Annotated in this window: 24 protein-coding genes and 2 pseudogenes; 6 read left to right on the top strand and 20 right to left on the bottom strand. The window is 36.3% G+C overall.

Annotated features, from left to right (window positions below):
• Nucleotides 1-96: 96 nt before the first annotated feature.
• From JCM9152_RS17235 to JCM9152_RS22050, 10 genes and pseudogenes are all read right to left on the bottom strand, one after another.
• Nucleotides 97-816, bottom strand: a complete 720-nt coding sequence (locus JCM9152_RS17235; RefSeq protein ID WP_081728093.1) for a nucleoside phosphorylase — start codon at nucleotides 814-816, stop codon at nucleotides 97-99.
• Between the two features lies 1 nt (nucleotide 817).
• Nucleotides 818-1,480, bottom strand: coding sequence for a sulfite oxidase-like oxidoreductase (locus tag JCM9152_RS17230; RefSeq protein ID WP_035346582.1), 663 nt, complete (start codon nucleotides 1,478-1,480; stop codon nucleotides 818-820).
• A 16-nt stretch (nucleotides 1,481-1,496) separates the two neighbouring features.
• Nucleotides 1,497-2,414 (bottom strand): ABC transporter permease, encoded by a 918-nt coding sequence (locus JCM9152_RS17225; RefSeq protein ID WP_035346581.1) that lies wholly within the window; start codon nucleotides 2,412-2,414, stop codon nucleotides 1,497-1,499.
• Nucleotides 2,401-3,462 carry an ABC transporter permease gene (locus tag JCM9152_RS17220; protein ID WP_035346580.1) on the bottom strand — a complete coding sequence of 354 codons (1,062 nt, stop codon included), beginning with the start codon at nucleotides 3,460-3,462 and terminating at the stop codon, nucleotides 2,401-2,403. The genes JCM9152_RS17225 and JCM9152_RS17220 overlap by 14 nt, the downstream gene beginning before the upstream one ends.
• Nucleotides 3,443-4,969 (bottom strand): ABC transporter ATP-binding protein, encoded by a 1,527-nt coding sequence (locus tag JCM9152_RS17215; protein WP_035346579.1) that lies wholly within the window; start codon nucleotides 4,967-4,969, stop codon nucleotides 3,443-3,445. Before JCM9152_RS17215 ends, JCM9152_RS17220 begins: the two co-directional genes overlap by 20 nt.
• Before the next feature lie 211 nt (nucleotides 4,970-5,180).
• Nucleotides 5,181-6,230 (bottom strand): BMP family protein, encoded by a 1,050-nt coding sequence (locus tag JCM9152_RS17210; protein ID WP_035346578.1) that lies wholly within the window; start codon nucleotides 6,228-6,230, stop codon nucleotides 5,181-5,183.
• Nucleotides 6,231-6,485: 255 nt separating this feature from the next.
• Nucleotides 6,486-7,085, bottom strand: a complete 600-nt coding sequence (locus JCM9152_RS17205; protein ID WP_035346577.1) for a response regulator transcription factor — start codon at nucleotides 7,083-7,085, stop codon at nucleotides 6,486-6,488.
• 21 nt (nucleotides 7,086-7,106) lie between these two features.
• Nucleotides 7,107-8,217: pseudogene (locus tag JCM9152_RS17200) on the bottom strand (sensor histidine kinase).
• Nucleotides 8,218-8,373: 156 nt separating this feature from the next.
• Nucleotides 8,374-9,426, bottom strand: a complete 1,053-nt coding sequence (gene desA / locus JCM9152_RS17195) for a Delta(5) desaturase DesA (protein WP_035346576.1) — start codon at nucleotides 9,424-9,426, stop codon at nucleotides 8,374-8,376.
• A gap of 307 nt (nucleotides 9,427-9,733) precedes the next feature.
• On the bottom strand, nucleotides 9,734-9,868 hold the full coding sequence (locus tag JCM9152_RS22050) for a gamma-glutamylcyclotransferase (protein WP_081728092.1): 135 nt from the start codon (nucleotides 9,866-9,868) through the stop codon (nucleotides 9,734-9,736).
• A 149-nt stretch (nucleotides 9,869-10,017) separates the two neighbouring features.
• Between JCM9152_RS22050 and JCM9152_RS17190 the strand changes: the two genes are divergently transcribed.
• A complete protein-coding gene (locus JCM9152_RS17190) occupies nucleotides 10,018-10,632 on the top strand; it encodes a YesL family protein (protein WP_052016089.1) in 615 nt (204 codons plus the stop codon).
• Between the two features lie 97 nt (nucleotides 10,633-10,729).
• Here the strand turns inward: JCM9152_RS17190 and JCM9152_RS17185 are convergent, their stop codons facing one another.
• The 4 genes and pseudogenes from JCM9152_RS17185 to JCM9152_RS24190 form a co-directional block, all read right to left on the bottom strand.
• On the bottom strand, nucleotides 10,730-11,629 hold the full coding sequence (locus JCM9152_RS17185) for a carbohydrate ABC transporter permease (protein ID WP_035346575.1): 900 nt from the start codon (nucleotides 11,627-11,629) through the stop codon (nucleotides 10,730-10,732).
• Between the two features lie 20 nt (nucleotides 11,630-11,649).
• Nucleotides 11,650-12,616 (bottom strand): annotated as a pseudogene (locus JCM9152_RS17180) (ABC transporter permease).
• Between the two features lie 52 nt (nucleotides 12,617-12,668).
• Nucleotides 12,669-13,748: a type 2 periplasmic-binding domain-containing protein gene (locus JCM9152_RS17175; protein ID WP_369384581.1), complete on the bottom strand. Its 1,080-nt coding sequence runs from the start codon at nucleotides 13,746-13,748 to the stop codon at nucleotides 12,669-12,671.
• Nucleotides 13,749-13,750: 2 nt separating this feature from the next.
• The gene (locus JCM9152_RS24190) at nucleotides 13,751-14,278 is read right to left on the bottom strand and encodes a type 2 periplasmic-binding domain-containing protein (RefSeq protein ID WP_369384580.1); all 528 of its coding nucleotides are present in this window, start codon (nucleotides 14,276-14,278) and stop codon (nucleotides 13,751-13,753) included.
• 262 nt (nucleotides 14,279-14,540) lie between these two features.
• Here JCM9152_RS24190 and JCM9152_RS17170 point away from each other — a divergent pair, with 262 nt between their 5' ends.
• Nucleotides 14,541-15,443, top strand: a complete 903-nt coding sequence (locus tag JCM9152_RS17170) for an AraC family transcriptional regulator (RefSeq protein ID WP_035346574.1) — start codon at nucleotides 14,541-14,543, stop codon at nucleotides 15,441-15,443.
• A 49-nt stretch (nucleotides 15,444-15,492) separates the two neighbouring features.
• Here the strand turns inward: JCM9152_RS17170 and JCM9152_RS17165 are convergent, their stop codons facing one another.
• Nucleotides 15,493-17,769, bottom strand: coding sequence for a glycoside hydrolase family 127 protein (locus tag JCM9152_RS17165; RefSeq protein ID WP_035346573.1), 2,277 nt, complete (start codon nucleotides 17,767-17,769; stop codon nucleotides 15,493-15,495).
• A 303-nt stretch (nucleotides 17,770-18,072) separates the two neighbouring features.
• Between JCM9152_RS17165 and JCM9152_RS17160 the strand changes: the two genes are divergently transcribed.
• Genes JCM9152_RS17160 through isdG form a run of 4 tightly spaced genes read left to right on the top strand, consistent with a single transcriptional unit; the run spans nucleotide 18,073 to nucleotide 21,200 of the window.
• The gene (locus JCM9152_RS17160; RefSeq protein WP_035346572.1) at nucleotides 18,073-19,032 is read left to right on the top strand and encodes an ABC transporter substrate-binding protein; all 960 of its coding nucleotides are present in this window, start codon (nucleotides 18,073-18,075) and stop codon (nucleotides 19,030-19,032) included.
• A complete protein-coding gene (locus tag JCM9152_RS17155; RefSeq protein ID WP_035346571.1) occupies nucleotides 19,029-20,024 on the top strand; it encodes a FecCD family ABC transporter permease in 996 nt (331 codons plus the stop codon). Before JCM9152_RS17160 ends, JCM9152_RS17155 begins: the two co-directional genes overlap by 4 nt.
• Nucleotides 20,024-20,821, top strand: a complete 798-nt coding sequence (locus tag JCM9152_RS17150; RefSeq protein ID WP_035346570.1) for an ABC transporter ATP-binding protein — start codon at nucleotides 20,024-20,026, stop codon at nucleotides 20,819-20,821. The genes JCM9152_RS17155 and JCM9152_RS17150 overlap by 1 nt, the downstream gene beginning before the upstream one ends.
• 34 nt (nucleotides 20,822-20,855) lie before the next feature.
• On the top strand, nucleotides 20,856-21,200 hold the full coding sequence (gene isdG, locus JCM9152_RS17145; protein ID WP_035346569.1) for a heme oxygenase: 345 nt from the start codon (nucleotides 20,856-20,858) through the stop codon (nucleotides 21,198-21,200).
• Between the two features lie 45 nt (nucleotides 21,201-21,245).
• Here the strand turns inward: isdG and srtB are convergent, their stop codons facing one another.
• From srtB to JCM9152_RS17120, 5 genes are all read right to left on the bottom strand, one after another.
• Nucleotides 21,246-21,989 carry a class B sortase gene (gene srtB, locus JCM9152_RS17140; RefSeq protein ID WP_035346597.1) on the bottom strand — a complete coding sequence of 248 codons (744 nt, stop codon included), beginning with the start codon at nucleotides 21,987-21,989 and terminating at the stop codon, nucleotides 21,246-21,248.
• A 28-nt stretch (nucleotides 21,990-22,017) separates the two neighbouring features.
• Nucleotides 22,018-22,788: an ABC transporter ATP-binding protein gene (locus JCM9152_RS17135; protein ID WP_035346568.1), complete on the bottom strand. Its 771-nt coding sequence runs from the start codon at nucleotides 22,786-22,788 to the stop codon at nucleotides 22,018-22,020.
• A complete protein-coding gene (locus JCM9152_RS17130) occupies nucleotides 22,775-23,761 on the bottom strand; it encodes a FecCD family ABC transporter permease (RefSeq protein ID WP_035346596.1) in 987 nt (328 codons plus the stop codon). Before JCM9152_RS17130 ends, JCM9152_RS17135 begins: the two co-directional genes overlap by 14 nt.
• Nucleotides 23,762-23,780: 19 nt before the next feature.
• A complete protein-coding gene (isdE, locus tag JCM9152_RS17125; protein WP_035346567.1) occupies nucleotides 23,781-24,698 on the bottom strand; it encodes a heme ABC transporter substrate-binding protein IsdE in 918 nt (305 codons plus the stop codon).
• A gap of 134 nt (nucleotides 24,699-24,832) precedes the next feature.
• Nucleotides 24,833-25,537 (bottom strand): NEAT domain-containing protein (locus JCM9152_RS17120; protein WP_235715748.1); only part of this gene is annotated, 705 nt, incomplete at its 5' end.

Genomic DNA, 25,537 nt, shown 5'->3' with positions numbered 1-25,537 from the left:
CTGAAATTGTTCATTATATCAATAAGTCTAGTTTAATCTTCTACCATTATAACTAAAAGAACCGTTTTGCATAAAGTATACAAAACGGTTGTCCTATTAGAGTGTACGAATGGCATCGAGTGCAATACCTGCTTCAAGATGAATGGCTCTACTTACACTTTCTCTATTAGGGTTATAGTTTTCTCGTAAGTCATCATCAGCATATCCATCAATGGCAACAATAGCACCGGCACGTATTCCTCTTAAGCTTGCAATTGTAAACAGCGCAGCATTTTCCATTTCCACAGCTAATACATTCGATTGTTTATATAGCTCATGTGGGAATGGAACACTCCCTAAGTAAAAAGCATCTAATGTCAAAGTTATACCTTCAAAAGTAGAAATGGTCTCTTTCTGATTAGCAGCCGCAGTAGCTAACGCTTGAACGACCTCTCGATTGGCAACTGCCGGAAAACCTGAAGGAACTAACTGATTTGATAAACCATCACATCGAACAGCCGCAGTACTAATAACGATACTACCTGCTTCAATTTCTTTACGATATGAACCGGCTGTACCAACACGAATCATCGTTTGGGCACCACCGATAATAAGCTCTTCAAAGCATACAGCAGCTCCAGGCCCACCAACTCCATGACTAACTATGGCGATCTTCTCACCATGATAAGTACCGATATAAGAATGATATTCACGATTTTTTGCTAATACACATGCGTTTTCTAAATAAGATGCAATAACTTCCGCTCTATTTGGGTCTCCACAAACAAGAACCTTCTCAGGTAATTGCTTCGGATCAATTTTAAGATTCGCTAGCAAATCAATCAAACTCCTTCTTTTCCCACTCATCTTCTGGTATATCTAAATCTTCACCAGAAAAGCGTTCTTCTTTAAAGGGATCTCCGCGTAAATGAAATCCATTTTGCTCCCAAAATCCTGGTTCGTTTTCATTAATAAATTCAAATCCACGTAACCATTTTACACTTTTCCAAAAATAGAGATGGGGAACAACGAGTCTTAATGGCCAGCCATGCTTGTCTGTTAAAGGCTTTCCATCAAATGAGTGAGCTAATAAAATATCATCACCCATTAGATCCTTCAGTTCAATATTTGACGTATAATCATAGTCCCCATGAAGCATAACATAATTACTTTTTGGTTCGACTCCTATTTCTTTTAAAAAATCTTTAAACCGAACGCCAGTAAATGTATTATCAAATCTGGACCATCTAGTAACACAATGTATATCAACTGTTATATCGGTTTGCGGCATGTCCAAAATGTCCTTATACGTTAGGGTTACTTCCTTATTTACATTACCTGTCACTTTTAATGACCATTCGTCAAGGTCATATGTTGGTACATCTCCTTCATGCAAGATTGGGAATTTTTCTGTTAAAACTTGACCTTCTGGGAGTCGACCATTAAATGAATCTCGGTTTTTAGGTGTTTTCATTCGTTTAATTCGATCTGCTTTTTTCATCACATTTCACTTCCTTTTAGCGTGAACTTTGTTGATTAGAATGATTCATTTCTACTCCTCTGCCTTTAAGTAAAAACATCGCAACCAAAGTTAAAATATATGGAATCATACTCGTAAATTGAGTCGGTATTGAAAAGCTCTGCATCCGTGTACTTAGAGCATCTGTTAAACCAAATAATAGACTAGCTCCTAATACGCCAAATGGATGAGACTGGCCTAGCATTGTTGCGACAAGAGCGATAAAGCCTCGTCCAGCTGTCATTCCCTCAGAAAACATCGTTACAAGCCCTAATGACAATTGGGCACCAGCTAATCCACAAAGTACACCACTCATTGCAACCGCTAAGTATTGTAATCCTTTTACTCGGATACCTAGGCTGTGGGCAGCAACTTGATTATAACCTACGGATATCATTCGAAATCCAGTCACTGTACGATACATAAAAATAAACAAAATAAACGGTACAATTAACGCAACATAAACAAGAACCGTATGTCCAGAAAATATCGTACCAAGAACAGGAATATCTTGCACAAAAGGAATATGAATATTGGATAATCCAGACATCGTATTATCGTAAAATGCACCTTTCACTTCAAAAATCGTTCTTAGCAAAAAGGTTGTAAGTCCTAAAGCTAAAAAGTTAATAGCAATACCAACAACAATCATATTAGCCTTAAACTGTATTGTCATAACAGCTAAAATAAGTGAAAAAAGCATACTCATTAATGCAGCAAAAAAGATTGAGAACCATAAGTTACCAGTAAAATAATTGGCGACAATGGCACTGAAGGCCCCAACTAATATTAAACCTTCAAGTCCGACATTAAATATACCGACACGTGCACATAGCATTCCGCCTAGTGCTGCTAACAAAATAGGTGTGACCATCCTTAAAGTAGAGTTTAAAAGAGAAAGATCAAATAGTTCCATTGTTTTTCCTCTCTTTCTTAAGTGCCTTAATCCACGTTAACGTTAATTGAGCAGAAATAAATAGAATGAGTACAGCTTGGATAACACTTGCGATTTCCAAAGGAACATCTGTATTACGCTCAACTCCTAAAGAACCAGTATGTAAGGCCGCCAAAAAGATCGAACTAAAGACGATCGCAATTGGATTTGATTTCGCTAGTAGAGCAGCCATAATCCCAATCCACGCATACTCAGGCACCGTTAAGGCATTATCAACAAATCGATGATGGGAGCCTAACACTTCAAATACACCTGCTAACCCTGCAATCCCGCCACTTACAAACATACTTATAAGCATAACTTTTGTTCTATGAACTCCTCCATAAGAAGTAAAAAACGGGTTCTTTCCTAGCATATTCACTTCATAGCCAATTGCGGAGTAACGAAAAGTAACAAATAAACCGATGGCAATAACAATAGCAATGATAAATCCATAATGAACACTCATGCCTGTTAATATTTTAGGAATCCAAGCTGAAGCATCTATTAGTTTAGTTTGAGCAAGTGCTGCTGAACCATCTCGATCTTGAAATGGATGACTAACTAGGTAGCTTGCAAATAAAACAGCTATATAATTCATTAAAAGGGTTGAAATAATAAGTTGTACTTTGAATTTCGCTTCCATCCACCCAGCAAGTGCAGACCACCCTCCTGCGACAGCAAAACCAACAATGACTGCACCCATTAATTTAACAAATCCTGGTCCAGGCAAATAAAGAGCGACAAGAGCAGCACTTACTGCAGCTAATACCATCTGTCCCTCTCCACCTAGATTAAATGCCCCTGCTCGAAAGGCAATACTTACACCTAAGGCAATTAAAAGAATAGGAGTTGCCCTTGCAAGAGTAGACATGACAAAATAAAGATTTCCAAAAGCACCTTTCCATAGCTCACTGTACGTTTCTATAACAGGTTCACCTAGAGCTCGCATGGCAATTGCTCCTACTAGTAAGCCGATAAAAATAGCAAAAAGTGGTTGGACAAGTGCATTAATTTTCATTGAGCGCATCTTCCAAATTACCTCCTGCCATTAAAATACTAAGCTTCTCTTCAGTTGCTTCTGAACGACTCATTTCGCCAACAATTTCTCCTTCATACATGACAAGAATTCGATCAGAAAGCTTCATAATTTCGGTTAATTCTGAGGATACAAGTAATACAGACCCATTGTCATTTCGTTTTTGTATAATCGAATCATGAATAACTTCCATCGCTCCAATATCAACACCACGTGTTGGTTCAGCTGCAATGAGAAAAGGTGTATTTTGTCCTAATTCGCGTGCGACAATTAGCTTTTGAAGATTCCCACCAGATAGATTAGAAGCTTCCTCTTTTATTGAACTTGTCTTAATTGAATATTGAGTTACCCAACGTTCAATAACCGGTCGAAGCAATTTCCTTTTGATCCAACCTTTCGCTATAAACCCTTCTTTACGATGAAAACCGATTATCGCATTCTCTTCAACCGTTGCATCTTTGGCAACACCCCATTTATAGCGATCTTCTGGGATATGGGCGATCCCTGCATCCCTTCTCTCTTTCACATTAAGAGCTTGTATAAAATCTCCATCTAGCTTAATTGAACCCTTTTGAATGTCAATGAGCCCTGAAATCGCCTGAATAAGCTCTGACTGACCATTCCCTGATACTCCGGCAATTCCTACAATCTCGCCTCGATTTACATGAAGAGAGACATCCTTTAGTAGTGGCTTATCGTTATTCTCCTGTACACGAACATTCGCAAGTTCAAGAAAGCGTTCCCCATTCATTGATATTCTTTCATCTACCTTCTTCAACTCACGACCGACCATTAAAGTGGCTAGCATATGAGAGGTTGCTTCACTAATCGGCATAGAACCTGTCACCTCGCCATTACGCAATACAGTAACATAGTCAGCGACATCCATCACCTCTTGAAGTTTATGAGTGATAATAATAACACTCTTCCCTTGGGATGCCAAAAAGCGAATCGTTTTCAAAAGACCTTCTACTTCTAAAGGTGTCAATACAGCAGTTGGTTCATCTAAAACAATAATATCAGCCCCTTGATATAGGACTTTAATTATTTCAATTCTTTGTTGTTCACCGAGTGAGCATTTCATTACTTTTTGCTTTGGACGTAATGGAATACGGTATTGCTCTGCTAAAGCGTCTACTGCTTTTATCGCTTCTTTTCGCTGAAAGAATCCTAGTTTTTTAGGTTCACGACCAATGACGATATTTTCTGATACGGTCAAATATGGAAACAACATAAAGTGTTGATGAACCATTCCAATCCCATGATTAATGGCATCCGATGGGCTTGAAAAAACAACACTCTTCCCATTCATCCAAATCTCACCTGTTGTAGGAGTCTCCATTCCATATAACATTCTCATTAAAGTCGTCTTACCAGCTCCATTTTCACCAATGATCGCATGAACTTGTCCTTTTTTTAATGAAAATGATATATCCTTATTTGCATAAAATTCACCATATTTCTTAGACATATGTTTCATTTCCAAAATAGTCGACATGAGGGATCCCTCCCTAACAAACGTTTATTTAAATACTTAGAAATTCTTTGAAAACAAGGAAAAAGGCGACTCACAATTTCATTAACCAAATAGAAAGGGTTAATACGTAGGAGTCACCCAACTGTAAGGGACACTGAAAAAGTTAAAGTGCCCTTGTAAAAAGAAAGGAATCTCTCTTCTTACGAATCTTTACATACGACTTGACCAAACATTACTCTGCGTGAAGAGGGTTAGGAATTTCTAAAGAACCTGAAACAATTTCGTCTTTTATTTCTTTAACTTGCTCAATAACGTCTTCCCCTACCTTATCACTTAGAGGTGTCTCACTCTCATGAGTCACATATGTTAAACCAACACCATCATCTGCAAGACCGTAGCTTACGACACCAGCCTCAAGACTACCTTCTACAAAGGCTCTAATCGTCTCGTATGCAGCTGCATCTGTACCTTTAATTTGTGAAAGTACAATATGTTCAGGATCGACTTCAGTTCGATCAACATCTTGGCCAGCTGTTAGAAAGCCAACTTCTTCAGCTGCTTCAAACACACCTAAGTCACCAACAGCTGCCGCTCCCGCGATAAAGTCTGCACCTTGTGAAGCTTGTAACATTGCTAATTCCTTTGCACGAGCTGGATCAGCAAAGTCATTTACGAAATTCAAAACAAACTCAGCATCTGGGTTCGTTGCATACAATCCATCTTCAAAACCTACGGTCCATTTTGAAAGTAAAGGAATATCCATTGCTGCTACCATTCCGACAACATTCGTTTCAGTTATTAAACCAGCTGCCGCTCCCAATAAGTATGCAGCTTCATGCTCATTAAAGTTCACACTACTCACATTCGGTAAATCTACAACCGTATCAATAATCGCAAACGCTTGATCAGGGTGATCAGTTGCAACATTAGTTAGTGGATCCTCAGCTTCAAACGCAGCTGTAATAATTAAATCATATCCTTCCGCAACAGCAACTCGAAGGTTTTCTTCAATGACTGAATAATCAGTAGACTCCACTGATGTTACATCAACACCGAAATCCTCACCTGCTTGCATCGCACCATCTTCCATTTGCTGAAAGAATGGATTCACTCCTATTCGTTCTGGTAGAATTAATGCTATTTTCAAATCAGAAGCTGTCTCTTGCGTTTGCCCGTCTTCGTCATCTGACACATTTTCATTTTGACCTTCATCATTATCATTCGTTCCACATGCCGCAAGTAATAATACAAACAACATTAGCACAGTTAATACCTTTTTCAACTTATTATCCCCCACTCATTTCTATATTGTTGTCATAACAAACCTTCTTTTTTATCAATTAATACATAGAATGAAATTGTATAAAAATTTGAAGAATTTTGTCGACTATGCTTATCTTATGAAGAAAACAGCATGCTGTCAATGTTCTTAATAGATTTTCATACATGAATGAGGAGAATAAAACAAGTTAGATAAACGCTTACATACGGTAAATATAAGAATTTAACGTCCTCAAAATTCCTCTACTTTGAATGCTTATTTAAGCCAACCTTTTTCTTTAATCTTCGCAATCGCTTCTATTCGATTACTAACATCCAATTTATCAAGAATAACTGAAATATAATTACGGACTGTGCCATTCGTTAAAAAAAGCTCGCTTGCAATTTCCTTCGTGCTTTTTCCGTCTGCCATTAATTCAATAACTTGTCTCTCTCTTTCAGTTAACGGATTGTCTGCTTCAAAAGCAAGGTCAACCAATTCAGGTGAGTATATTTTTCTTCCTTTCATAATCGTTCTTATCGCACTTGCAAGTTCTTCACTTGGACTATCCTTTAATAAGTATCCACTTACATTTGCTTGACGAGCTCGTTCGAAATAACCTGAACGAGCAAAAGTCGTTAGTATAATCACTTTACAGGATTGTTCAATTAATCTTTCTGCAGCATCTAGACCACTCATCACGGGCATTTCAATATCCATAATACAAATGTCCGGTTCTTTCTCAACCACTAATTGTATCGCTTCTTCACCATTTCGCGCCTTTCCAACAACAATCATATCCTCTTCCAAATCAAGAAGTGCTCCTAATGCTCCTAATAGCATTCCTTGGTCTTCTGCAATAACAATTCGTATCATGTTACCCCCTCCCCCAATCTATTACTTAATGATATTCGGTACGTATATCTCGAGAGTCGTACCACCTTCTTTGCGAATGTCAACACTACCATTTACAAATTCTAAACGTTCCTTTATGCCCCTTAACCCGTTTCCTATTGCTTCAGGTTCCATTTGAAAACCAATTCCATTATCGTGAATGAGAATTCGTAACTCCTCATTCGTTTCTTGAATACTCATTTGGCATAATGTCGCCTGACTATGTTTGACAATATTAGTGACAGCTTCTTTTATACACATACTTATAACATTTTCCACTAACAACGGTGTATGCTTTAAGGTTGTTTCACCTTCTAAGAAAAAATCAATATTGGCCACTAGCAGTAGCTGATGAACATGTTCGACTTCTTCTTCTAATTTAATGCCGCGCATATTCGAAACCATTTCTCGTACTTCCTTCAGTGCTGTTCTTGCCGTTTGATGGATATCCAATAATTCACTTTTCGCCTGAGATGCTTGAACATCCACAAGCCTTCTAGCTAAATCACTTTTCAACCCTATTAAAGATAACTTTTGCCCTAATGTATCATGGAGGTCACGAGCAATGCGCTGTCTTTCTTCTATGACCATTAGCTTTGATATTCTCTTATTTGCGTCCTCTAATTGATTCTCCAGTTGCTCCTGCTTATTGCGGTTGTATGAATTAAAAGGCATCAAAATTACACCTATGACTGACACGACGATAAAGGGAAATTGAGACATAAATAATTCCCTTTCAATAAAAAAACAAATGCAAACCGAAATAATCGTCGTAATTAAATGAATAACATAGAGCGTAAAAAACCCGACTTTACTTTTAATATTTCCGATAAAAAACGCCAAAAATAAAGCAAAATAGACATAGCCATAAAGTAATGTCATCGTAACGCTAATTATCATTTCAATGGTTACCCAAAGATAAACAAGGTTTCCTTTTGAAATGAATGAAAGACGATACGCTGCAAAAAAGAACAGAATCATGACAAATCCAAAAATAATTTCAAAAGCCGAAGTCGTTCATAAAAATAAAATAAAAGGGCAAAAGACAAAAAATGATCCAGACATAAATGCTTAAACCAGTGTTTTTAGGAAATATATTGTACCACTTCTGCATACGAACCCCATTCCAATCATAAGACTTCCTTAATTTATTATACTTTATTTTCTACATTAATTGTAAAGAAAAACCATTCAATCGTAATAAGATCACTGAAAAGGTTTGATTTGTACTCTTCCAGTGGCCTCATCATATTGAACGGTTTATCTTCTTCTATTTACCTTGTAAGCTGAGCTTTCTTTTTTCTATTTGAATCGTCCTTTTCGATTGTTGAAGCTCTTGCTTAATATCTTTAAATGTCACAAACGTTTTTGATTTTTCATCATATAACCTAAATCGAATAGCTTGTAGACTTGTTTTAACCGTAACGGTTGTTGCCTTTTGAAGAGGAGTCACTGTTTCATGCACCGTTTGTAAATGGTAATTAGGTACGCGTGGGCTTAAATGATGCACGTGATGATAGCCGATATTTCCTGTCATCCACTGTAACACTTTCGGCAACTTATAATAGGAGCTACCATCAATAGCCGCTTTTACATAATCCCATTCTTGCTCATCTTCAAAATACGAATCCTCAAATTGATGTTGAATGTAAAATAACCAAATACCTAACACTCCGGATACGAACAATATCGTTCCTTGGATAATGAAGAAGGCCTGCCAGCCGATTATCCAAATCATAAACGTATAAATTAAAACGATAGATAGGTTTGTCACATATAAATTCAAGCGTTCTTTTTTTCTCGCTTTTTTCCGATTTATTCGGTTTGTAATAAGAAATAGATAGGCAGGTCCTAACCCAAACATAACTAATGGATTACGATAAAGACGATACGCCAAGCGTTCTTTAAATGAAGCATGAACGTACTCGTCCACTGTCATCACCCACATATCACCAATCCCGCGTTTATCCAAATTACCACTACTTGCATGATGCATCGAATGCTCCCATTTCCATTTTTCAAAAGGAAACATCGTCATAATACCTGTTATCGTCCCAAGTAGCGTATTCATTTTTTTATTTTTCAAAAATGATCCGTGACAGCAATCATGGAAAATAATGAAGATCCGAACAGCAAATCCAGCTGCGATAATCGAGAAAAACACTGTTAACAAAATCGATATACTTAAACTCATATAAGCTAAGCTCCACAAAACAAAAAACGGAGGTATTGTGTTCAAGATTTGTTTCAAGCTAGAGTTCTGATCAGATTTTTCAAAAGGTACCACTTTTTTTCTAAGCTGTGCTAGTTTTTGATTACTCATATCGATGCCTCCCTAAAACGAGTACTTTTACTACATTTTAGAGTTTAACTCAAAACGAAAGAAGTCATGAACGTCAAAGGATGCATATGACAAATGTCATATAGAATGATTACAAGCATCACTTCAAACAAGATAGCTTGTTTGAATCCATTGGAAACTAGCTAATTGACATGATTATTGAATCACATAATGTTTCCAATCACCGATTTCTATCCGTTTCTTTTTAGCTAATGATTTCTGATCAACATATTCTTATGCATACACTAGTAATTGGCCACTCTCTAGATTTACCGTTACGGTCTTTCGATCATACAACTCCTGTATCATACAACTCTCCATATACCCATGCATGGTCGGCCACACACCTACTACTATTTAAAAAATAATGGTTTCCTTCGCCACTTCGTAAAGTTCCGTATACAAACACTAGTACTGGATTCATTTGATCCCACCTTTAAAATTTGCTTATTATACTAACGTAAAACGAATTAGTAGTACGGTAAGTCGAATTGTAACGTTTCAAAAATCTAATTTACATTTCTATTAACATTTCGTAAAATATATATACAAACTTTTTATGGAGGTGTTTTTTTGAAAGGGGTTTCAGAATGGTACATTCGTTTAGGTAATATGGCACTCAACCTTTTTCTTCTCAACATATTGTGGCTTTTATTCACAGTATTAGGTCTCGTCCTAATTACAATCTTTCCTGCAACCGCGGCTTTGTTTTCTGTTACTAGAGACTTTATATTAAAAACGGGACAAAATGCCATTTTTAAACCATTTCTATACTCATTTAAAAAAGAATTCCTTCGAGCAAACTTGATTGGTTATACCTTTTCTTTTGTAGGGCTAATCTTATTTATAAACCTATTTATATTACAACAACTCGATTATACATTTTTTCATTTATCATTGACTGTTGTTACTTTATTAATTTGTTTAGTTTTTTTATTAAGTGCACTAATGATTTTTCCAGTTCTCATTCATTATGATCTAAAAGTGTGGAGGTATTTTCAATATGCAGTTTTTATTACAATAGGACGCCCCCTACATTCTATCATCTTACTTTTTGGTGTTGGAGCGATAATCTTTTTATTTTTGCAAATCCCAGGATTAATTCCAGTATTCGGTGTCAGTTTAATGGCCCTGCTCATTATGAAAATTGCCTCTTTATCATTTCCACATAGTAAGCAAGCAGCATAAAAGCACCTACTACTTAAGTTTTGACATAATTAAAAGCAGCTCAACAATAACAACGAATTCCATGTTGAGCTGCTTTTTCATACAATTTCACAATATTCTATCCTTTAACTGATCCAATCATTACACCTTTTTCAAAATATTTTTGTATAAAAGGATAAATAATTAATACAGGCAAGGTTGAAACAATGATAACACCATATTTAATTTGATCAGCGTATCTTTGCGCATACCCTCCTGCTGTTCCACCGCTTCCAGCTCCTTCAGCAAATACTTGGTTAGAGATCAATATATCTCTTAATACAATTTGTAAAGGCTGTAAACTATAGTCACGTACATAAATTAAACCAGTAAAAAAGTTATTCCAGTGGAACACTAAATAATATAAACCGATTACTGAAATAACAGCCTTTGATAAAGGCAGGACAATACTTAAGAAGAAGCGAAAATGATTACAGCCATCAATCGATGCTGCTTCATGCATTTCTTTTGGAATCGTATGTTCAAAAAACGTCCTTGTAATAATTAAATTAAATATATTAACTGTAGCAGGATTGAAAATAAAAACCCACATCGTATTCACTAAGTTTAAATCTCTCATTAACAAATAAGTTGGGATTAATCCTCCATTAAAAAACATCGTAAATACAAAGAAAAACATAAAAAACCGACGTGCTTTAAATTCATAGCGTGATAACACATATGCAGCTGGTATCGTAAAGGTCAAACTAATAAGTGTCCCTAACGTAGCATAGATAATCGTATTCTTATACCCAGTCCATATTCGAGAATCAGAGAATATTTCTTGATAACCAAATAAACTAATCCCTTTAGGAAATAGTAGCACTTGCCCGGTTGAAACGAGTGTTGAATCACTGACAGAAGCAATGACGACAAAGTATAATGGATAAGCAACGACTAGAAAAACCAGCACACATGTCACATAAACCATTATATCAAAAAGTAAATCAGAGCGTTTCCCATATTTGAATTTCCCCATCGTAAAAACCTCCAGTTAAATCACCATAAGCTTATTTTCGATGTACGATTGGCGATATAATTCATTAGAACAAGCAACGAAAAATTAATAACCGTATTAAATAGACCAATGGCTGCAGCATAACTAAACTGACTTGACATGATTCCTACTTTATAGACGTATGTTTCTATTACTTCTGAAACAGGAAGGTTTAACGGGTTTTGCATTAAATAAATCTTCTCGAAACCAGTACTAATAATCGTCCCCATATTTAAAATAAGTAAAATGATGATTGTCGGAACAATCGCTGGCAACTCTACATTTCTTATGATTTGCCATCTACTAGCTCCGTCCATTTTGGCAGAATCATATAGTTGTGGATCAACACTTGCTAAAGCGGCCAAATAAATGATACTATTCCATCCAACATGTTGCCATACATCGGATAAAACATAGACAGGTACGAATGTTTGTGTAGAGGCAAGTAAATTAATGTGACCTAATCCTAAAGCACTCATAAAGTGCCCAACAACACCTGAATTGGGTGACAACAATACATTAATCATGCCAACAATAACGACGATCGAGATAAAGTGTGGTAAATAGACTGTGGTTTGTAATAGTTTCTTTGTACGCTTAAAACGAATCTGGTTAATTAATAACGCCAAAATAATTGGTGCAGGAAAACCGACGAGTATCGTCGTCAAGCTAATAACGATTGTATTTCTAATTAAATCAGTAAATAGATGACTTTCTATAAACTGTTGGAAATATTTAAAACCAACGAATTCTCCACCTGTTAGCCCTGCAGCAAAGTCGTATTCACGAAAAGCTAACTGGATCCCATACATGTACGTAATTAAAAATGATCACACATAGAACAGCCGGAAGTAGGAGTAACCAAAGTTGATAGTCACGTTTAAACGTGTTGAAAACTGTTGGCTTTTTATTAAATTCAACTTGTGCTGTTGACTGGTTAGTATTCTTATTCGTTTGAACCAGAGCCATGAACAACTCCCCTTTTTGGGAGGGTCCAATATATGACCCTCCACATAGTTTCCTATTCTATTGATTGAACGTAGTCATCATAATAGCGTTGCATAATGTCAAGGTTTGTTTGCAGTCCGATTCTTTCTATTTCCTCAACGTAGGCATCCCATTCATTTTCAATGCCACCTTCTGTAATCCATTGTGAGTATTTGGCCATTGCTAAGTTCATAAAGTCTGTGTTAATTAAGCTCATTTGATTATTGTCTTCATCGCTATATTTAATGAAAACTCCTGGATACACATTGGTCAATGTATCAATATTTGATAATACGTCACTAAGTGGTTCTGTTTGTCTTAAAACATCTTGCATATCTTCTCCTAATGTTAAATCGAGAGAATCGGAGATATACATTGGGCCATTATCTGCCCAGGTTGTTGTCCATTTCCACGTTCCAGGATCCATTTGCTCATCTTCTGGAGGGAGTACAGTGTAAGAACCATCTCCATGATCTTCAATGTTCGTTCCAAGTGATCCAAACAACACTTGCATACTAACTTCTGGATCATATAATTCATTAATAAATCTCATAGCAGCTTCTTTATTTTCAGTTGCTGAAGACATTTGCACCATGTTGACGCCATAATTTAACTCGTTATAATCATAGGTCCATGAAAGGTCTTCTATTTGGTTTGATGATGCAGCAATTGGTGGCATCGACGTATACTGGGAAGCTAATTCATTCCCAAAGCGATCTGTTTTTTCCCAGCCAAATGTAAAGCCTACTTTCGCAGTTGATCCATCTCCTCGTCCTAATGATTGGTAAGCCGTATACTCTTGAGTGAATACTTCAGAATTAATTAACCCATCTGCCCATAAACGGTTCAAAAATTGAACATGTTCCTTATAGCGCTCATCAATAAAAAAATTCTTCACTTCAGAATCTTCTACGAAATAACCTTGACCTCCACCACCAGAGATCGTCATTCCTGTACTTCCTAGTAAAACAGTTGGTTGGAAGAAACCGAAGCCTGTTGTTCCAACAGGAGCAAAATCCATTGGAATTTCATCATTTGGATTACCACTACCATTGGCATCTTGCTCTTTAAAAGCAAGTAACACTTCATGAAGTTCATCCCAATTCGTTGGCATGTCTAGCCTAAATTGTCGAGCCATTCTTGATTAATAAATTGTCTCGTTGCCGTATCTGGCCAAAAACGTTGATACTTAGGTAAACCGTATATGTTTCCATCCAATTGGGTAGCAATAATTTTTGTCTCAGGTTTCTCTTCAAACATTGCTTGGACATTTGGCGCGTGGTCATCAATCAATTGTGTTAAATCTTGAAATAACCCAGTAAATCGAGCAAAATCAGCGTCTGTTATCGCATTAGGACCGACAATTAAATCAGGTATATCACTCCCAGCCAACATTGCCCCTTTTTTCTGATCCCAATCAGCAGTTACTTCTTCCCATGCAATTGAGACACCTGCTCTATCTTCAGCTTCTTTAAGCCATTCAATATCGTTAACATCTTTCGTGAGCGGATGCTTCAAAATAATACCAGTCAAATGAATAACTCCATCTTCGGACTCCTCTTGGCTTGTTTCATTATTGCTGCAACCGGTAAACGAAATGACCATCAAACTGCATAAGAAAACAATCAAACTGTACCTTTTCATCTGATTCCCCCCAATGAATTCGAAGTTAAACTTATATCATCATGTTTTAAAAGCTGAAATAATTAAAAATCCCCCCTCCCTATCAATCAAACAAACAAAAAGAATGCGCTTACATATTTGAAATAAACTTTTGTTATTTGATTTTGATTAATCTGTTTATAAATTTATCTTATAGAAAGGAATTGGATTTGTCGGTAGCGAATTATTTAGAAAGGGTAGATTATTCCGACTAAATTCACTTTACCCAAGGAGGAGGATAAAGATGAAGGAATACATTAAATCGTCCGTTGGTCAGCCAATCAATTTTCATTCTGGAGGACAATTTATTACGACTGAAAATTGGACCCATATGAAACGTAATATTGATATATTTGTTGTCATTATTAATTTAAATGAAACGCTTTATATTGAACAGGATGAAAAGCGATACACCGTCTTACCAGGGGAAATCCTTTTTTTAGTCCCTGGACAGCTTCATGTAGGATTTAACCCTTCACCAATAGGCACTTCCTATTATTGGCTTCACTTCACCTTTCCTAACAACTATTCATTACTCACACGTAAAATGATGGATAGTGAAGTCACATCCATGCGTTCAAACCTACTACCCATTAATAATCATTCGTGTTCCACTGTTTTATTACCAATCCATACGAAGCCTCGTGAAGTTGAACGAATTCATATTTTGTGTAAGCAATTATTCGATGTTGCCAAAGCAAATTACTACAATACGTATAATGCACACTATTTGGCCACTTCACTACTTATTGAAATATCTGAACAAACGATCTATCATTATAAAACGGTTTCTTTGGATACAGCAGCAGAACGAAAAGTAGAAATGATAAAAGAATGGATTCGAATTCACGTATTCAAAAAAATCTCCGTGACGATGATAGCCGAAGAATTTCAATATAATAGTGATTATTTATCTCGTATCTTTAAACAGGCAACCGGTTATAACATCCAAGAATACATTCATCGAATGAAGATTTCTAAAGCTAAAGAACTTCTCATGAATACGAATGTAACCGTTAAAGGAATCGCTATCACCCTAGGTCTAAATGACGAAAAATATTTTATGCGGTTATTTAAAAAATACGAGCAGATGACTCCAACTGAATTTCGAAAAGCGTATTTTCGTATGCCAATGAATAATGTTTAACTGCAACGACATAAAAAGAGGTGCCCGTATTGTGAGCACCTCTAAACCGTTATCGTCGAACTGTTCGAACCTCATATATTCGTCCTGTAGCTTCTGTTTCACCGGTTGTGAATTTCACTTCTATTGTATCTTTCCCTTTTGTTAATTCAAATGGGATTACATATTCTTCTGCAAATAATTTTTCATCATTTTCTGCCTTTTTTATTTCCAACGTTGAAATCGGCGTTCCTTCAATTTCAATTGTAAATTGACGTTTATACCAATCTCCTTCTATATGAATGTCATGTTCATCATTAACATACATAACTTGCAAAGCCATCTTTTCATCTGAAGACACTTTTAACTGATAGCTAAAAAACCCTCCAGCGTAGCAATCACGCCAACCTTTTTGCATGACATTAAAGTAGCCCGAACGAGAATTATGTTTCTTTAACTGGTGTTCAACTTCTGGTTGCTGTTCATGCGGTTGAACTTCATCTATCGTTCGTTCTCTCAATTTCTTAAGTGCTTCTTTCTCATCGTCAATGAAATGATTGTAGGAAGCCTCATTCATGACATGCCAATATAATGTGTATCTCTGGTGGTGTAATTGGTAAAATGGGATCAACTTTAATTTCTTTTGACCTGGTTGTCCAATCGCTTCTGTTTCAAAGGTTAATGACTTCTCATCTATTAAATGGATTTGACTAAGGAGTTGATCACGTTCTGTTACTAATGTTGGAACATCTATTACCGGATGATTATTAAGCGATAAGTGATTTTCTAGTATATCTGTTTTTGGAAAGTGTTCTTTTCCTAAAGCACCTGCTAAAACGATTGGACCATACATAAAACCAATTTTGCTCTCATCATCCTTTGCTACGTACAAATGTAAGTTCATAGGCAATTGAACAGTTACCTTATCACCTTGTTTCCAATTGCGTCGTATACAAATGTATCCCGAATCTAAAATAGCTACATCCTCATTTTGACCATTTACATCCACATTAACTTGACCATTTACCCAATAAGGTACACGGATATGTAAATTCCACTCATCTGTAGGTGTTCGTTCTATAGAAAGATTTAATTGTTTTGATAGTGGAAATTCAGTCTCCTGTTTAATCGAAATGGAATTAGATTGAGATTGATAGCGCGAAGGAATAAACAGATTAACAAACACATTATTTTGATCTGAATAATAGATTCCTTTTGCATACCTAGCGGGATTTTCCATCCCTGTTCCTGTACAGCACCAAAATGAATTTTCAGCTGAGCAGTATACTTTAAAATGTCCTGGCTGTGTGGAAACAAAGTATGTCTTCATACCACTATCAGGATCTTGGGAAGCTAATATATGATTATATAATGCTCGCTCATAAAAATCATAGTATTCTCTTTTTTGCTCCCATGAAAATAATAACTCTGTTAGTTTTAGCATATTGTATGTGTTACATGTTTCCGCTGATTGAACGCCTAATTTTTCACTATTTAACGGCCCAAAGTGCTCATTAATACTATTACCACCAATGACATATGAACGGTGTGCGGTTACTTCATTCCAAAAGAAACGGGCGATATCTTGATATTTTTTCTGTCCTGTCAAATTATATAATTTGGCAGCTCCAATTACTTTCGGAATTTGTGTATTAGCGTGCTTACCCTCTAATTGATCTATTCCTTGTGCTAGCGGTTCTAAGACCTCTTCATGGCAAAATCGAATAGCTAATTCAAGAAAATCTTTGTTCCCTGTTATGTCATACAAGTCTGCCATCGCCTCATTCATTCCACCATGTTCACATATAAGCATTCGTTGAAATTGTTCTTCTGTTAATAAATCAGTGCCTTTTTTAGCCCAATTCGCTAACGCAACTACTACTTCAAGAGCCTTGTTCAAACCCATTAAACGATATACATCAATGCACCCTGCGAACAGTTTATGTAAACTATACCAAGGTACCCATTGACCTGCTAAACTGAAGTTCTCTACTTCAAAGTCGCCTGAAAACGTCATGTCAAAGCAATTTCGTGGAAACCCTCCCACATAACCATCTGAATCATAACTTTGAATAAGGGCAAGTTCATCAATCGCATACATAACATTACTTTTTAGAGACTCATCCTTCGTAGCCGCATACATTTGTCCCATAGCTGATAACCAATGACCAACTGAATGACCACTAATACCTGTGGACTCCCACCCTCCGTACCGAGGTTTTTTTGGTTGCTTCGAGGCAGCCTCATAGCACGGAGCCAATAACCGATCAACATCTAAGTAAAGTAAATATTCCTTCCCTTTTGTTTCTGATTGTTTAAAGATTCCTTCTAGCAAATAAGCTTGATCCATCAATTTCTCCTCCTATGACATCGAATCATTTGTAGTATCGTAACATGAGCAGTATCAAAAATCGGTATGAAAAATCATATATTTGGTAGACAAATCCGACTTCTAACGTCACGATCTGTCATTTATCGAACTTGTTTATTTAATTAACTCCTCTACTTTTCATTGGAAAATTCCTTTTCTTGATAACAGAAAAGGAGATTAAAAGAAAATTTTAGTAATTGTCATTGACAATAATAGTGATATTCATTATCATTTATATTGAAATCGATATTCATTATCAGTAATGTGCAAAGGAGGACACCTATGAACAGACAACTTACTTTTGTTTTATTAATAATGCTTATACCAATCATCATTTCCTGTTCTAATGTTGAAATAAACGCTTCAGAGGACCGTAATGGTGACATGACACATAGTATTACAGACTTCTCAAATGAATCAATCTCCTTTAATGGTGTTCCAGAACGAATTGTTGTTTTAAGCAATGGTGATTTAGATATGATTACAGCACTTGGAGGGAAAGTTGTTGGAAGACCTAATGCATCATTACCAGATTCTCTAGTAGAGCTAACAGATGTTGAACAAATCGGTTCTACTCATGAAATAGATCTAGAAAAAGTCACATATGTACAACCTGAAATCGTCATAGGACATACTCAAATGAACCTCGGTGATCGTCCTACAATTGAATCACTCGGTGCAAAGATGGTTTTATCCCATGCCCAATCTGTTACAGATATTCAGGAACAGCTTCAATTGTTTGGAGAAATGCTCCAGCAAGAAGATAAAGCAAATCAGCTTATTAACTCTATTGATGAGAAAGTGGAAGAAATCGCTCAACTTCAAAAAGGTGCGGATGAGATACGTGTATTACTTATTTACGGAGCGCCTGGCACATATATGGCCGCTTTACCAAATTCATTAAGTGGTCATATGCTAGAGTTAGTTGGTGCTCATAATATAGCAAGTGATTTTCCTAGTTTAGAAGCATTTCCTCAATATGCTCAATTAAATAGTGAACGAATTGTTGAAGCTGATCCGCACTATATTTTACTAATGAGTCATGGCGATTCTGAAACTGTCAAAGAAGGCTTTATAAAAGAAATGGAGCAAAATGCAGCTTGGAATCAAATAACTGCAGTACAAAACAACGCTGTTGATGTGTTGCCAAATGATTTATTTGGTTCCAATCCCGGGACGAGAATTACAGAGGCACTCGATCTATTAGTCAAAATGTTCTATTCCAATGAGGAGCAATCATGAATATTAAAGAACGACAAAAAAGAAGAACAATAGCGATTTTTCTAGCTCCTCTCCTTCTTTTGCTATCGCTTTTTTTCGGATTGACATATGGGTCCGTCTCTATATCAATTCAAGATATTTTAATGGTGTTTTTTTCAAGTGAACGTTCTATAAACCATACCATAATTTTCGACTTACGGCTTCCACGAGTCTTAATTGCATTTCTAGTTGGTGCTTGCTTGGCTGTTTCAGGTGCCCTATTACAAGGTGTCATGAAGAACCCTTTAGCAGATCCAGGAATTATTGGTGTTACGGCTGGTGGTGGGTTAATGGCTAGTTTAACGATGCTGATTTTACCGCAATTTAGCTACCTTCTACCAATATCAGCTTTCATCGGCGCCTTCGTAACGGCAATGATGATTTATTTTCTCGCTTGGGATAAAGGTGCTTCACCTTTAAAAATCGTATTGGCAGGTGTTGCGATTAATGCTTTATTAGGAGCTATTCAAAACGGTGTCATGATCATTTATAGCGATCGTGTCCAATCCGTCCTTCCTTGGTTAGCTGGTGGTCTTAATGGACGAAGTTGGTACCATTTAGATTTTATGTTCCCTTATGCGGTTATTGGCTTACTGTTATCACTATTAGCTATTAAACCTGCTAATTTATTATTACTAGGAGATGATTCTGCCAAACTACTCGGCCAACGCGTAGAATGGCAACGATTTTTACTCATTTCTTTAGCTGCATTTTTAGCGGGAGCTGCTGTAAGTGTTGCAGGGTTAGTTGGTTTTGTTGGACTCATTATTCCTCATATCATTCGTATATTAATTGGTGAAGATTACAGGTTCCTCTTACCTCTTTCTGCCATTTATGGAGCCATATTAGTTGTTATTGCTGATACGATTGCTCGTACATGGTTTGATCCAATTGAATTACCAGTTGGCATATTGTTAGCCGCTCTAGGTGCACCATTCTTTCTCATCCTTTTAAAGAAACGAGGCTTGATCTAATGAATGCTATTCAAACAGAACACATTCAATTGAACGTCGGTTCCTTTTGTTTATCTGATATTTCATTACATATTCCTAAAGGTAAACTTACAGCCATCGTCGGACCAAACGGCTCAGGTAAATCAACATTATTAAAAACGATCGCTCAACTTCTCAAACATGACAGTGGTGATATTTACTTAGAAGGTCAATCAATTAAAGGGTTACGTCCAAAAGCTTTCGCTCAAAAGCTTGCGATGATGCCTCAATCAAAACAAACGTTACCGAATCTCACCGTAAAGGAGCTTATTCATTTTGGTAGAGCTCCATATAAAAAATGGTTTGATCGAATGAACGATGAGGATCAAGACATCATTGAATGGGCTATGAATATCACAAATATTACAAAGTATGCCGAACGAATGTTTTATACTTTATCTGGAGGTGAACAACAAAAAGTACGAATTGCCTTAGCTTTAACTCAAAGAACACCAGTATTGCTTTTAGATGAACCTACCACATATTTAGATATTGCTCATCAACTAGAAGTACTAAACATATTAGAAGAGATTAATCGTCATGAAAAGACAACTATTATTATGGTGCTACATGAACTTCAGCAAGCCGCTGCCTATTGTGATTATTTGTTAGCTATGAAACAAGGAAAATTAATACACTGGGGTGAGCCAAATTCATTACTAAGCTCTCAATTTTTGAAAGAAGTTTATCATATAGATGCAAAAGTGATGTATGAAGATGGCTATCCACTTATTATTCCTTTAAAAAAGCAACAATTAAGTACACGAATGCATGCTTAATCTTAATATTTATTAAAAATAAGGAGGAAATACAATGGTTATTGTTACAAATCGCTCAAAAATTACAAAAGGAAATGGTGAGAAGTTAATTGAACGTTTCAAGAAAGTTGGAAAGGTCGAATTTATGGAAGGATTTCTTGGACTTGAAGTTCATTTTACTCAAAATACAAAAGATTATGATGAAGTGTCCGTTGTGACTCGCTGGGATTCTAAGGATGCTTTTAAAAACTGGACGAAAAGCGATGCTTTCCGCGAATCTCATCAAAAAAGAGAAATTCCAGAATACATTATTGAAAATGACATTTCCTTCTATGATGTTAAAGTCGTGCGAAATCCACTAAATGGAACTGAACCATCTATCGATCAAGCTGCACAATAAATTGCATAAGAACCTGCTACCTTACTCCATTGTAGCAGGTTCTTATTATTGTTTTCTTAATGTTAATTTACCGTGCAAGACGAGTCTGCCCTCTTCACGATCAAGCTGATAGTCACAAGTGGATAATGTGATAATCTGATCATTTGAGCGAACCTGCACTTCAGAATGAATGACGGACCGTTCCTGTATTTCCTCTAGAAATGATTCATAATGGTGATCATCATGAAATTCTGTTTCAATATAGTAAAAGTCCGTTGTGGTTATATACGCAGAAAAGATTTCAACGTCATATTGTTCATATAATGTATCCCACATCATGGTTGAATGTTCTTCATAAAATTCTTGCTCTAAAAATCGTGGTAACTGCCCAAACATCGAACCATCTCTCATTCGATGCCCATAAATGATCGTATGCCTATCTTCTTCGTGAATATCGTTACGATAATCTAAAAATAGACTTCCTGCTCTAGTCTCATCATGTAAATAGTTGCGATTTAAATAATATTCGTTATCTTCCGCTTGTAATACAGGGTAATCAATTCGAGTGCCATCGATTGTTATCCATCCGACAATATCTTCATTTATTTCTAAAAGTGGATCAAATGACATTTGGATTTGATCACGATCGTCACCTAACCCATTCTCTTCCACTTCATATACATCTTGGATTTGTGCTAATACGTGTCGGTTGTTCACATAATCATAGCCAATTGTTATTAATTGATACAATGCAAATGTAAACACAGCGATACAAAGGATCGTGATACACCGTTGAATCACTTTTTTCATCTTATTCACTGACTCAACCTCTTTCCCTTTAAACTCCTATTGGTACAATATAAAGCCCTGTATCTTTATCCGATTTCATGACAACCTCTACTCCATAGATTTCCTTAATGATTTGCTCATTCATCACTTCAGCAGGTTTACCTTGAGTAACAATAGCTCCATCCTTCATTATAATGAGTTGATCACTATATTTAATAGCTTGATTCAAATCATGTAACACCATGACAATCGTCATATTATTTAATTGATTCAATTGAGTAATAAATTCTAGAATTTCATATTGATGAAATAAATCTAAATACGTTGTTGGTTCATCTAAAAATAAATAATTTGTTTTTTGTGCTAGAGACATGGCAATCCATACCCTTTGTCGCTCTCCTCCTGATAATTGATGTAACATAACATCCTTTTTCTCCTCTAAATTCGTGCATGTTAAAGCCCAAGCGATGATATCATCATCTTCCTTTTGCTTCATTTGCAATAGCTTTTTATACGGAAGACGACCATATTCTATTAGACGTTCTACGGTCATATCAGTAGGAGCATCATTTTGTTGATGAACAACAGCAATCTCTCGTGCAAATTCTTTTGTAGAAAATAGTGAGATTTTCTTTCCGTCTAATAGCACCTCACCTTTTTCCGGTGTTAAATGTCGTGACATCAATTGTAATAATGTCGATTTTCCAGAACCATTCGGACCAATGATCGTCGTGATTTGTCCTTTTGCTACGGTCATTGATATGTTAGATAACGTTTTAATATTCTGTTGATATGAGTAGTCAACATTACGAATTTCCATGAATATGGTCACTCCTTCTTAAGAGAAAGATTAAAAATGGTCCACCAATAATCGCCATTATAATGGAAGCAGGTATTTCATTTGGCGCAATAATCGTTCTCCCTAACGTATCAGCAAGAAGTAACAATAATGCACCAGCTACAGCTGAAAATGGAATGAGCCATTTATGGTCTGAACCGACAAAATATCTTGATATGTGTGGAATAAGTAAACCAATGAAAGCAATCAAGCCAGCTACTGCAGTAGCCGCAGCAGCCAAAAGAACAGCTACAGCTGAAACGAACACTCTTGAGCGAATAACCGAGACTCCTAAATTCTTTACCGTTTTATCTTGTAAAGCTAATACATTACATGTAGCAAAAAGAACAAATGCACATACAAGGCCTATCGATCCAAAACTAACCATAATCTCCACATCACGCCATGTTCTCAGTGCTAAAGTCGAGGTTGTTGTCGGACTAATGCTCGTTACTGTATAGCTACCTCGATAATTAAACGTATCGCTTAAACCACTAAAGACCGCATTAATCGCAACACCTACTAGAATCATTCGCACTGGGCTTAAACCTGACTTCCATGAAAAGAGGTACACGAGAATACAAGCTATAGCTCCTCCTATAAATGCAAATAGAGGGGACCAAAAGTAAAGAGTTGGAAAGAAACTAACAGCTAATACTGTAGTAAAGCCCGCCCCTGCAGATATTCCAATGATTCCAGAATCGGCCAGTGGATTTCTCATTACAGCCTGAAGTAAAGTTCCTGCTACAGCTAATGCAGCACCAGCGAACATAGCAATGATAATGCGCGGTATTCTAAGGTCTTTAATAACCTGTACTTCTTCATTTGTACCAGAAATTAAACCACTAATTAGTTCGTTGATGCCCACCTGAATACTACCCGTAATAGTCGAATAAATCGCGACTGCTAAGAGCAATACAATTACTGAAATCATGCTGATTATTTTTTTCCTTATCATTCGATTCTACCTCATTTTATTCTGGATATAACATGTCATAAAGAACATCCATAGCTTCAATGACAGCTAGGTTACCTGTTGTTGGAAATAACTCTTCTTCTAAATCATATACACGCTCGTCTTGTACCGCTTTAAAATGCTTCCATATATCATTTGTTGCAAATTCTTCATCAAACATTTCCACAACTTCATCTGGCATTCCGTGAGCAGCTCGTAAAATAATATCTGGATTTGCTTGTTGGAGATATTCTGTATTAGAAGCTAAATATTCTACATCCTCACCCTCAACAATATTGACTCCTCCAGCTCTCTTTACTAAATCGCCTATGTAAGAATGTTCAGTTGCAACTAAATAACTCCCAGGTACCCCCATTAAAATTAATACGGTTTGTTTCTCGTTATCTTGCGCTTTCTCTTCAATGACCTGAAACTGGTCATGAATCGTTGAAATCAACTCAGTCGCTTCTTCCTCTCTATTAAAACGTTCACCGATAAATTGAATTTCTGAAAGCATATCATCTACACTTTGAAAATTTAAAAAGGTTGCAGGAAGGTCCACAGCATCAAATATATCTTCTAAATCTGTTTGTAATGTTGTAACAGACATAACATCAGTCGGCTGTAATGACTTAACTAATTCCATATCTGGATTCATCGGATTTCCTACCTCCTGTACGCCATCATATCTTTCAGGAAGATCTTTATAGCTAGTTGGAATTCCAATTAAATCAATTTCCAAAGCATCAAAAATTTCAGTCGCTGCGACAGTTGTGGAAACAATTCTATGCCCCTCTTCGACCTGTTCGTCTATTTCATTAGACGCAGTCATCGTTTGATCAGATTGAGTCTGTTCTTCAGTTGATGGTTCTTCATTTGCGCAGCCAACAACTATAAGTAGTGTTGCTATCATTACAAACCATTTCATTTTTTTCATTCTTTCCACCTCTATTCATAAATCTATGAAATGAAAGAGAGGCATTATCAAAAGAATGATTTTCTTCTTTTGCAATACCTCCACTCTCTTAAGTTATCAAGCTTTCCTACTAACGCTTTTCAATAGATAATATGTTACAATGTTCCGAGACGATACTTACGGAAAAGCCAAATTCCTGACGTTAACATTAACAGTAGCAACCCACCAATCATCGCTCTGTCTGCAGTTTTCGCGTTGGTTTCTTGATTTGTTGATGAATCATTCTTATCATTGTCGTGATCTTGTCCATCACGATCAATCTTCAAATCGTCAACATCTTTATTAGTTGAACCATTGTTATTATCGTTTGGGTTCTTATCGTTTTTTCCGTTCTTATCGTCTTCATCAAATACTTCAATACTCTCTAAGTCGAAGGCAATTTGAACCTCATATTTACCATCGTATAGAAACGGCTCTTCAAAATAGACTTCTGTATACGCATGTAATAACTGCGATAAGTCCTCTACTTCAAATTGAACGGTTCTCGTATTTTCACTTGAATCTTCTGAAACAACTTCTACATCAACATAGTTACCATTCTTTTCTGTTTGAAATACTTTAATCCAATCACTATGTGTTAAAGTCATTTCAACTGTTTGTGTATCTCCTTCGATCATGAGGTAAGCTGGCTTCACTGTATATTCATCCATAACAGAAATATCTGTCGTTTGATTCTTGTATACAGTAAAATCAATTGTATATGTGCCTTCACCAAGCTCCTCATCTTCGTCTTCAATCACACCATCGTCATTATTTCCGTCTTCATTTTCATCTGTTTCTTCTTCATCTTCCTGAAGCAA

The organism is Halalkalibacter hemicellulosilyticusJCM 9152 (assembly GCF_000513115.1).
Taxonomy (GTDB): domain Bacteria; phylum Bacillota; class Bacilli; order Bacillales; family Bacillaceae_D; genus Halalkalibacter; species Halalkalibacter hemicellulosilyticus.
Note: the sequence above shows the minus strand (reverse complement) of the source record. Positions and strands in the feature narration are given on the sequence as shown.

What these genes read in the sequence shown, in the direction of transcription:
- JCM9152_RS17230 (WP_035346582.1), bottom strand. Translation starts at nt 1,480, where the DNA reads ATGAAAAAAGCAGATCGAATTAAACGAATGAAAACACCTAAAAACCGA.
- JCM9152_RS17225 (WP_035346581.1), bottom strand. Translation starts at nt 2,414, where the DNA reads ATGGAACTATTTGATCTTTCTCTTTTAAACTCTACTTTAAGGATGGTC.
- JCM9152_RS17220 (WP_035346580.1), bottom strand. Translation starts at nt 3,462, where the DNA reads ATGCGCTCAATGAAAATTAATGCACTTGTCCAACCACTTTTTGCTATT.
- JCM9152_RS17215 (WP_035346579.1), bottom strand. Translation starts at nt 4,969, where the DNA reads ATGTCGACTATTTTGGAAATGAAACATATGTCTAAGAAATATGGTGAA.
- JCM9152_RS17205 (WP_035346577.1), bottom strand. Translation starts at nt 7,085, where the DNA reads ATGATACGAATTGTTATTGCAGAAGACCAAGGAATGCTATTAGGAGCA.
- desA (WP_035346576.1), bottom strand. Translation starts at nt 9,426, where the DNA reads ATGAGTAATCAAAAACTAGCACAGCTTAGAAAAAAAGTGGTACCTTTT.
- JCM9152_RS22050 (WP_081728092.1), bottom strand. Translation starts at nt 9,868, where the DNA reads ATGAATCCAGTACTAGTGTTTGTATACGGAACTTTACGAAGTGGCGAA.
- JCM9152_RS17185 (WP_035346575.1), bottom strand. Translation starts at nt 11,629, where the DNA reads ATGGGGAAATTCAAATATGGGAAACGCTCTGATTTACTTTTTGATATA.
- JCM9152_RS17175 (WP_369384581.1), bottom strand. Translation starts at nt 13,748, where the DNA reads ATGCCAACGAATTGGGATGAACTTCATGAAGTGTTACTTGCTTTTAAA.
- JCM9152_RS24190 (WP_369384580.1), bottom strand. Translation starts at nt 14,278, where the DNA reads ATGAAAAGGTACAGTTTGATTGTTTTCTTATGCAGTTTGATGGTCATT.
- JCM9152_RS17170 (WP_035346574.1), top strand. Translation starts at nt 14,541, where the DNA reads ATGAAGGAATACATTAAATCGTCCGTTGGTCAGCCAATCAATTTTCAT.
- JCM9152_RS17165 (WP_035346573.1), bottom strand. Translation starts at nt 17,769, where the DNA reads ATGGATCAAGCTTATTTGCTAGAAGGAATCTTTAAACAATCAGAAACA.
- JCM9152_RS17160 (WP_035346572.1), top strand. Translation starts at nt 18,073, where the DNA reads ATGAACAGACAACTTACTTTTGTTTTATTAATAATGCTTATACCAATC.
- JCM9152_RS17155 (WP_035346571.1), top strand. Translation starts at nt 19,029, where the DNA reads ATGAATATTAAAGAACGACAAAAAAGAAGAACAATAGCGATTTTTCTA.
- JCM9152_RS17150 (WP_035346570.1), top strand. Translation starts at nt 20,024, where the DNA reads ATGAATGCTATTCAAACAGAACACATTCAATTGAACGTCGGTTCCTTT.
- isdG (WP_035346569.1), top strand. Translation starts at nt 20,856, where the DNA reads ATGGTTATTGTTACAAATCGCTCAAAAATTACAAAAGGAAATGGTGAG.
- srtB (WP_035346597.1), bottom strand. Translation starts at nt 21,989, where the DNA reads ATGAAAAAAGTGATTCAACGGTGTATCACGATCCTTTGTATCGCTGTG.
- JCM9152_RS17135 (WP_035346568.1), bottom strand. Translation starts at nt 22,788, where the DNA reads ATGGAAATTCGTAATGTTGACTACTCATATCAACAGAATATTAAAACG.
- isdE (WP_035346567.1), bottom strand. Translation starts at nt 24,698, where the DNA reads ATGAAAAAAATGAAATGGTTTGTAATGATAGCAACACTACTTATAGTT.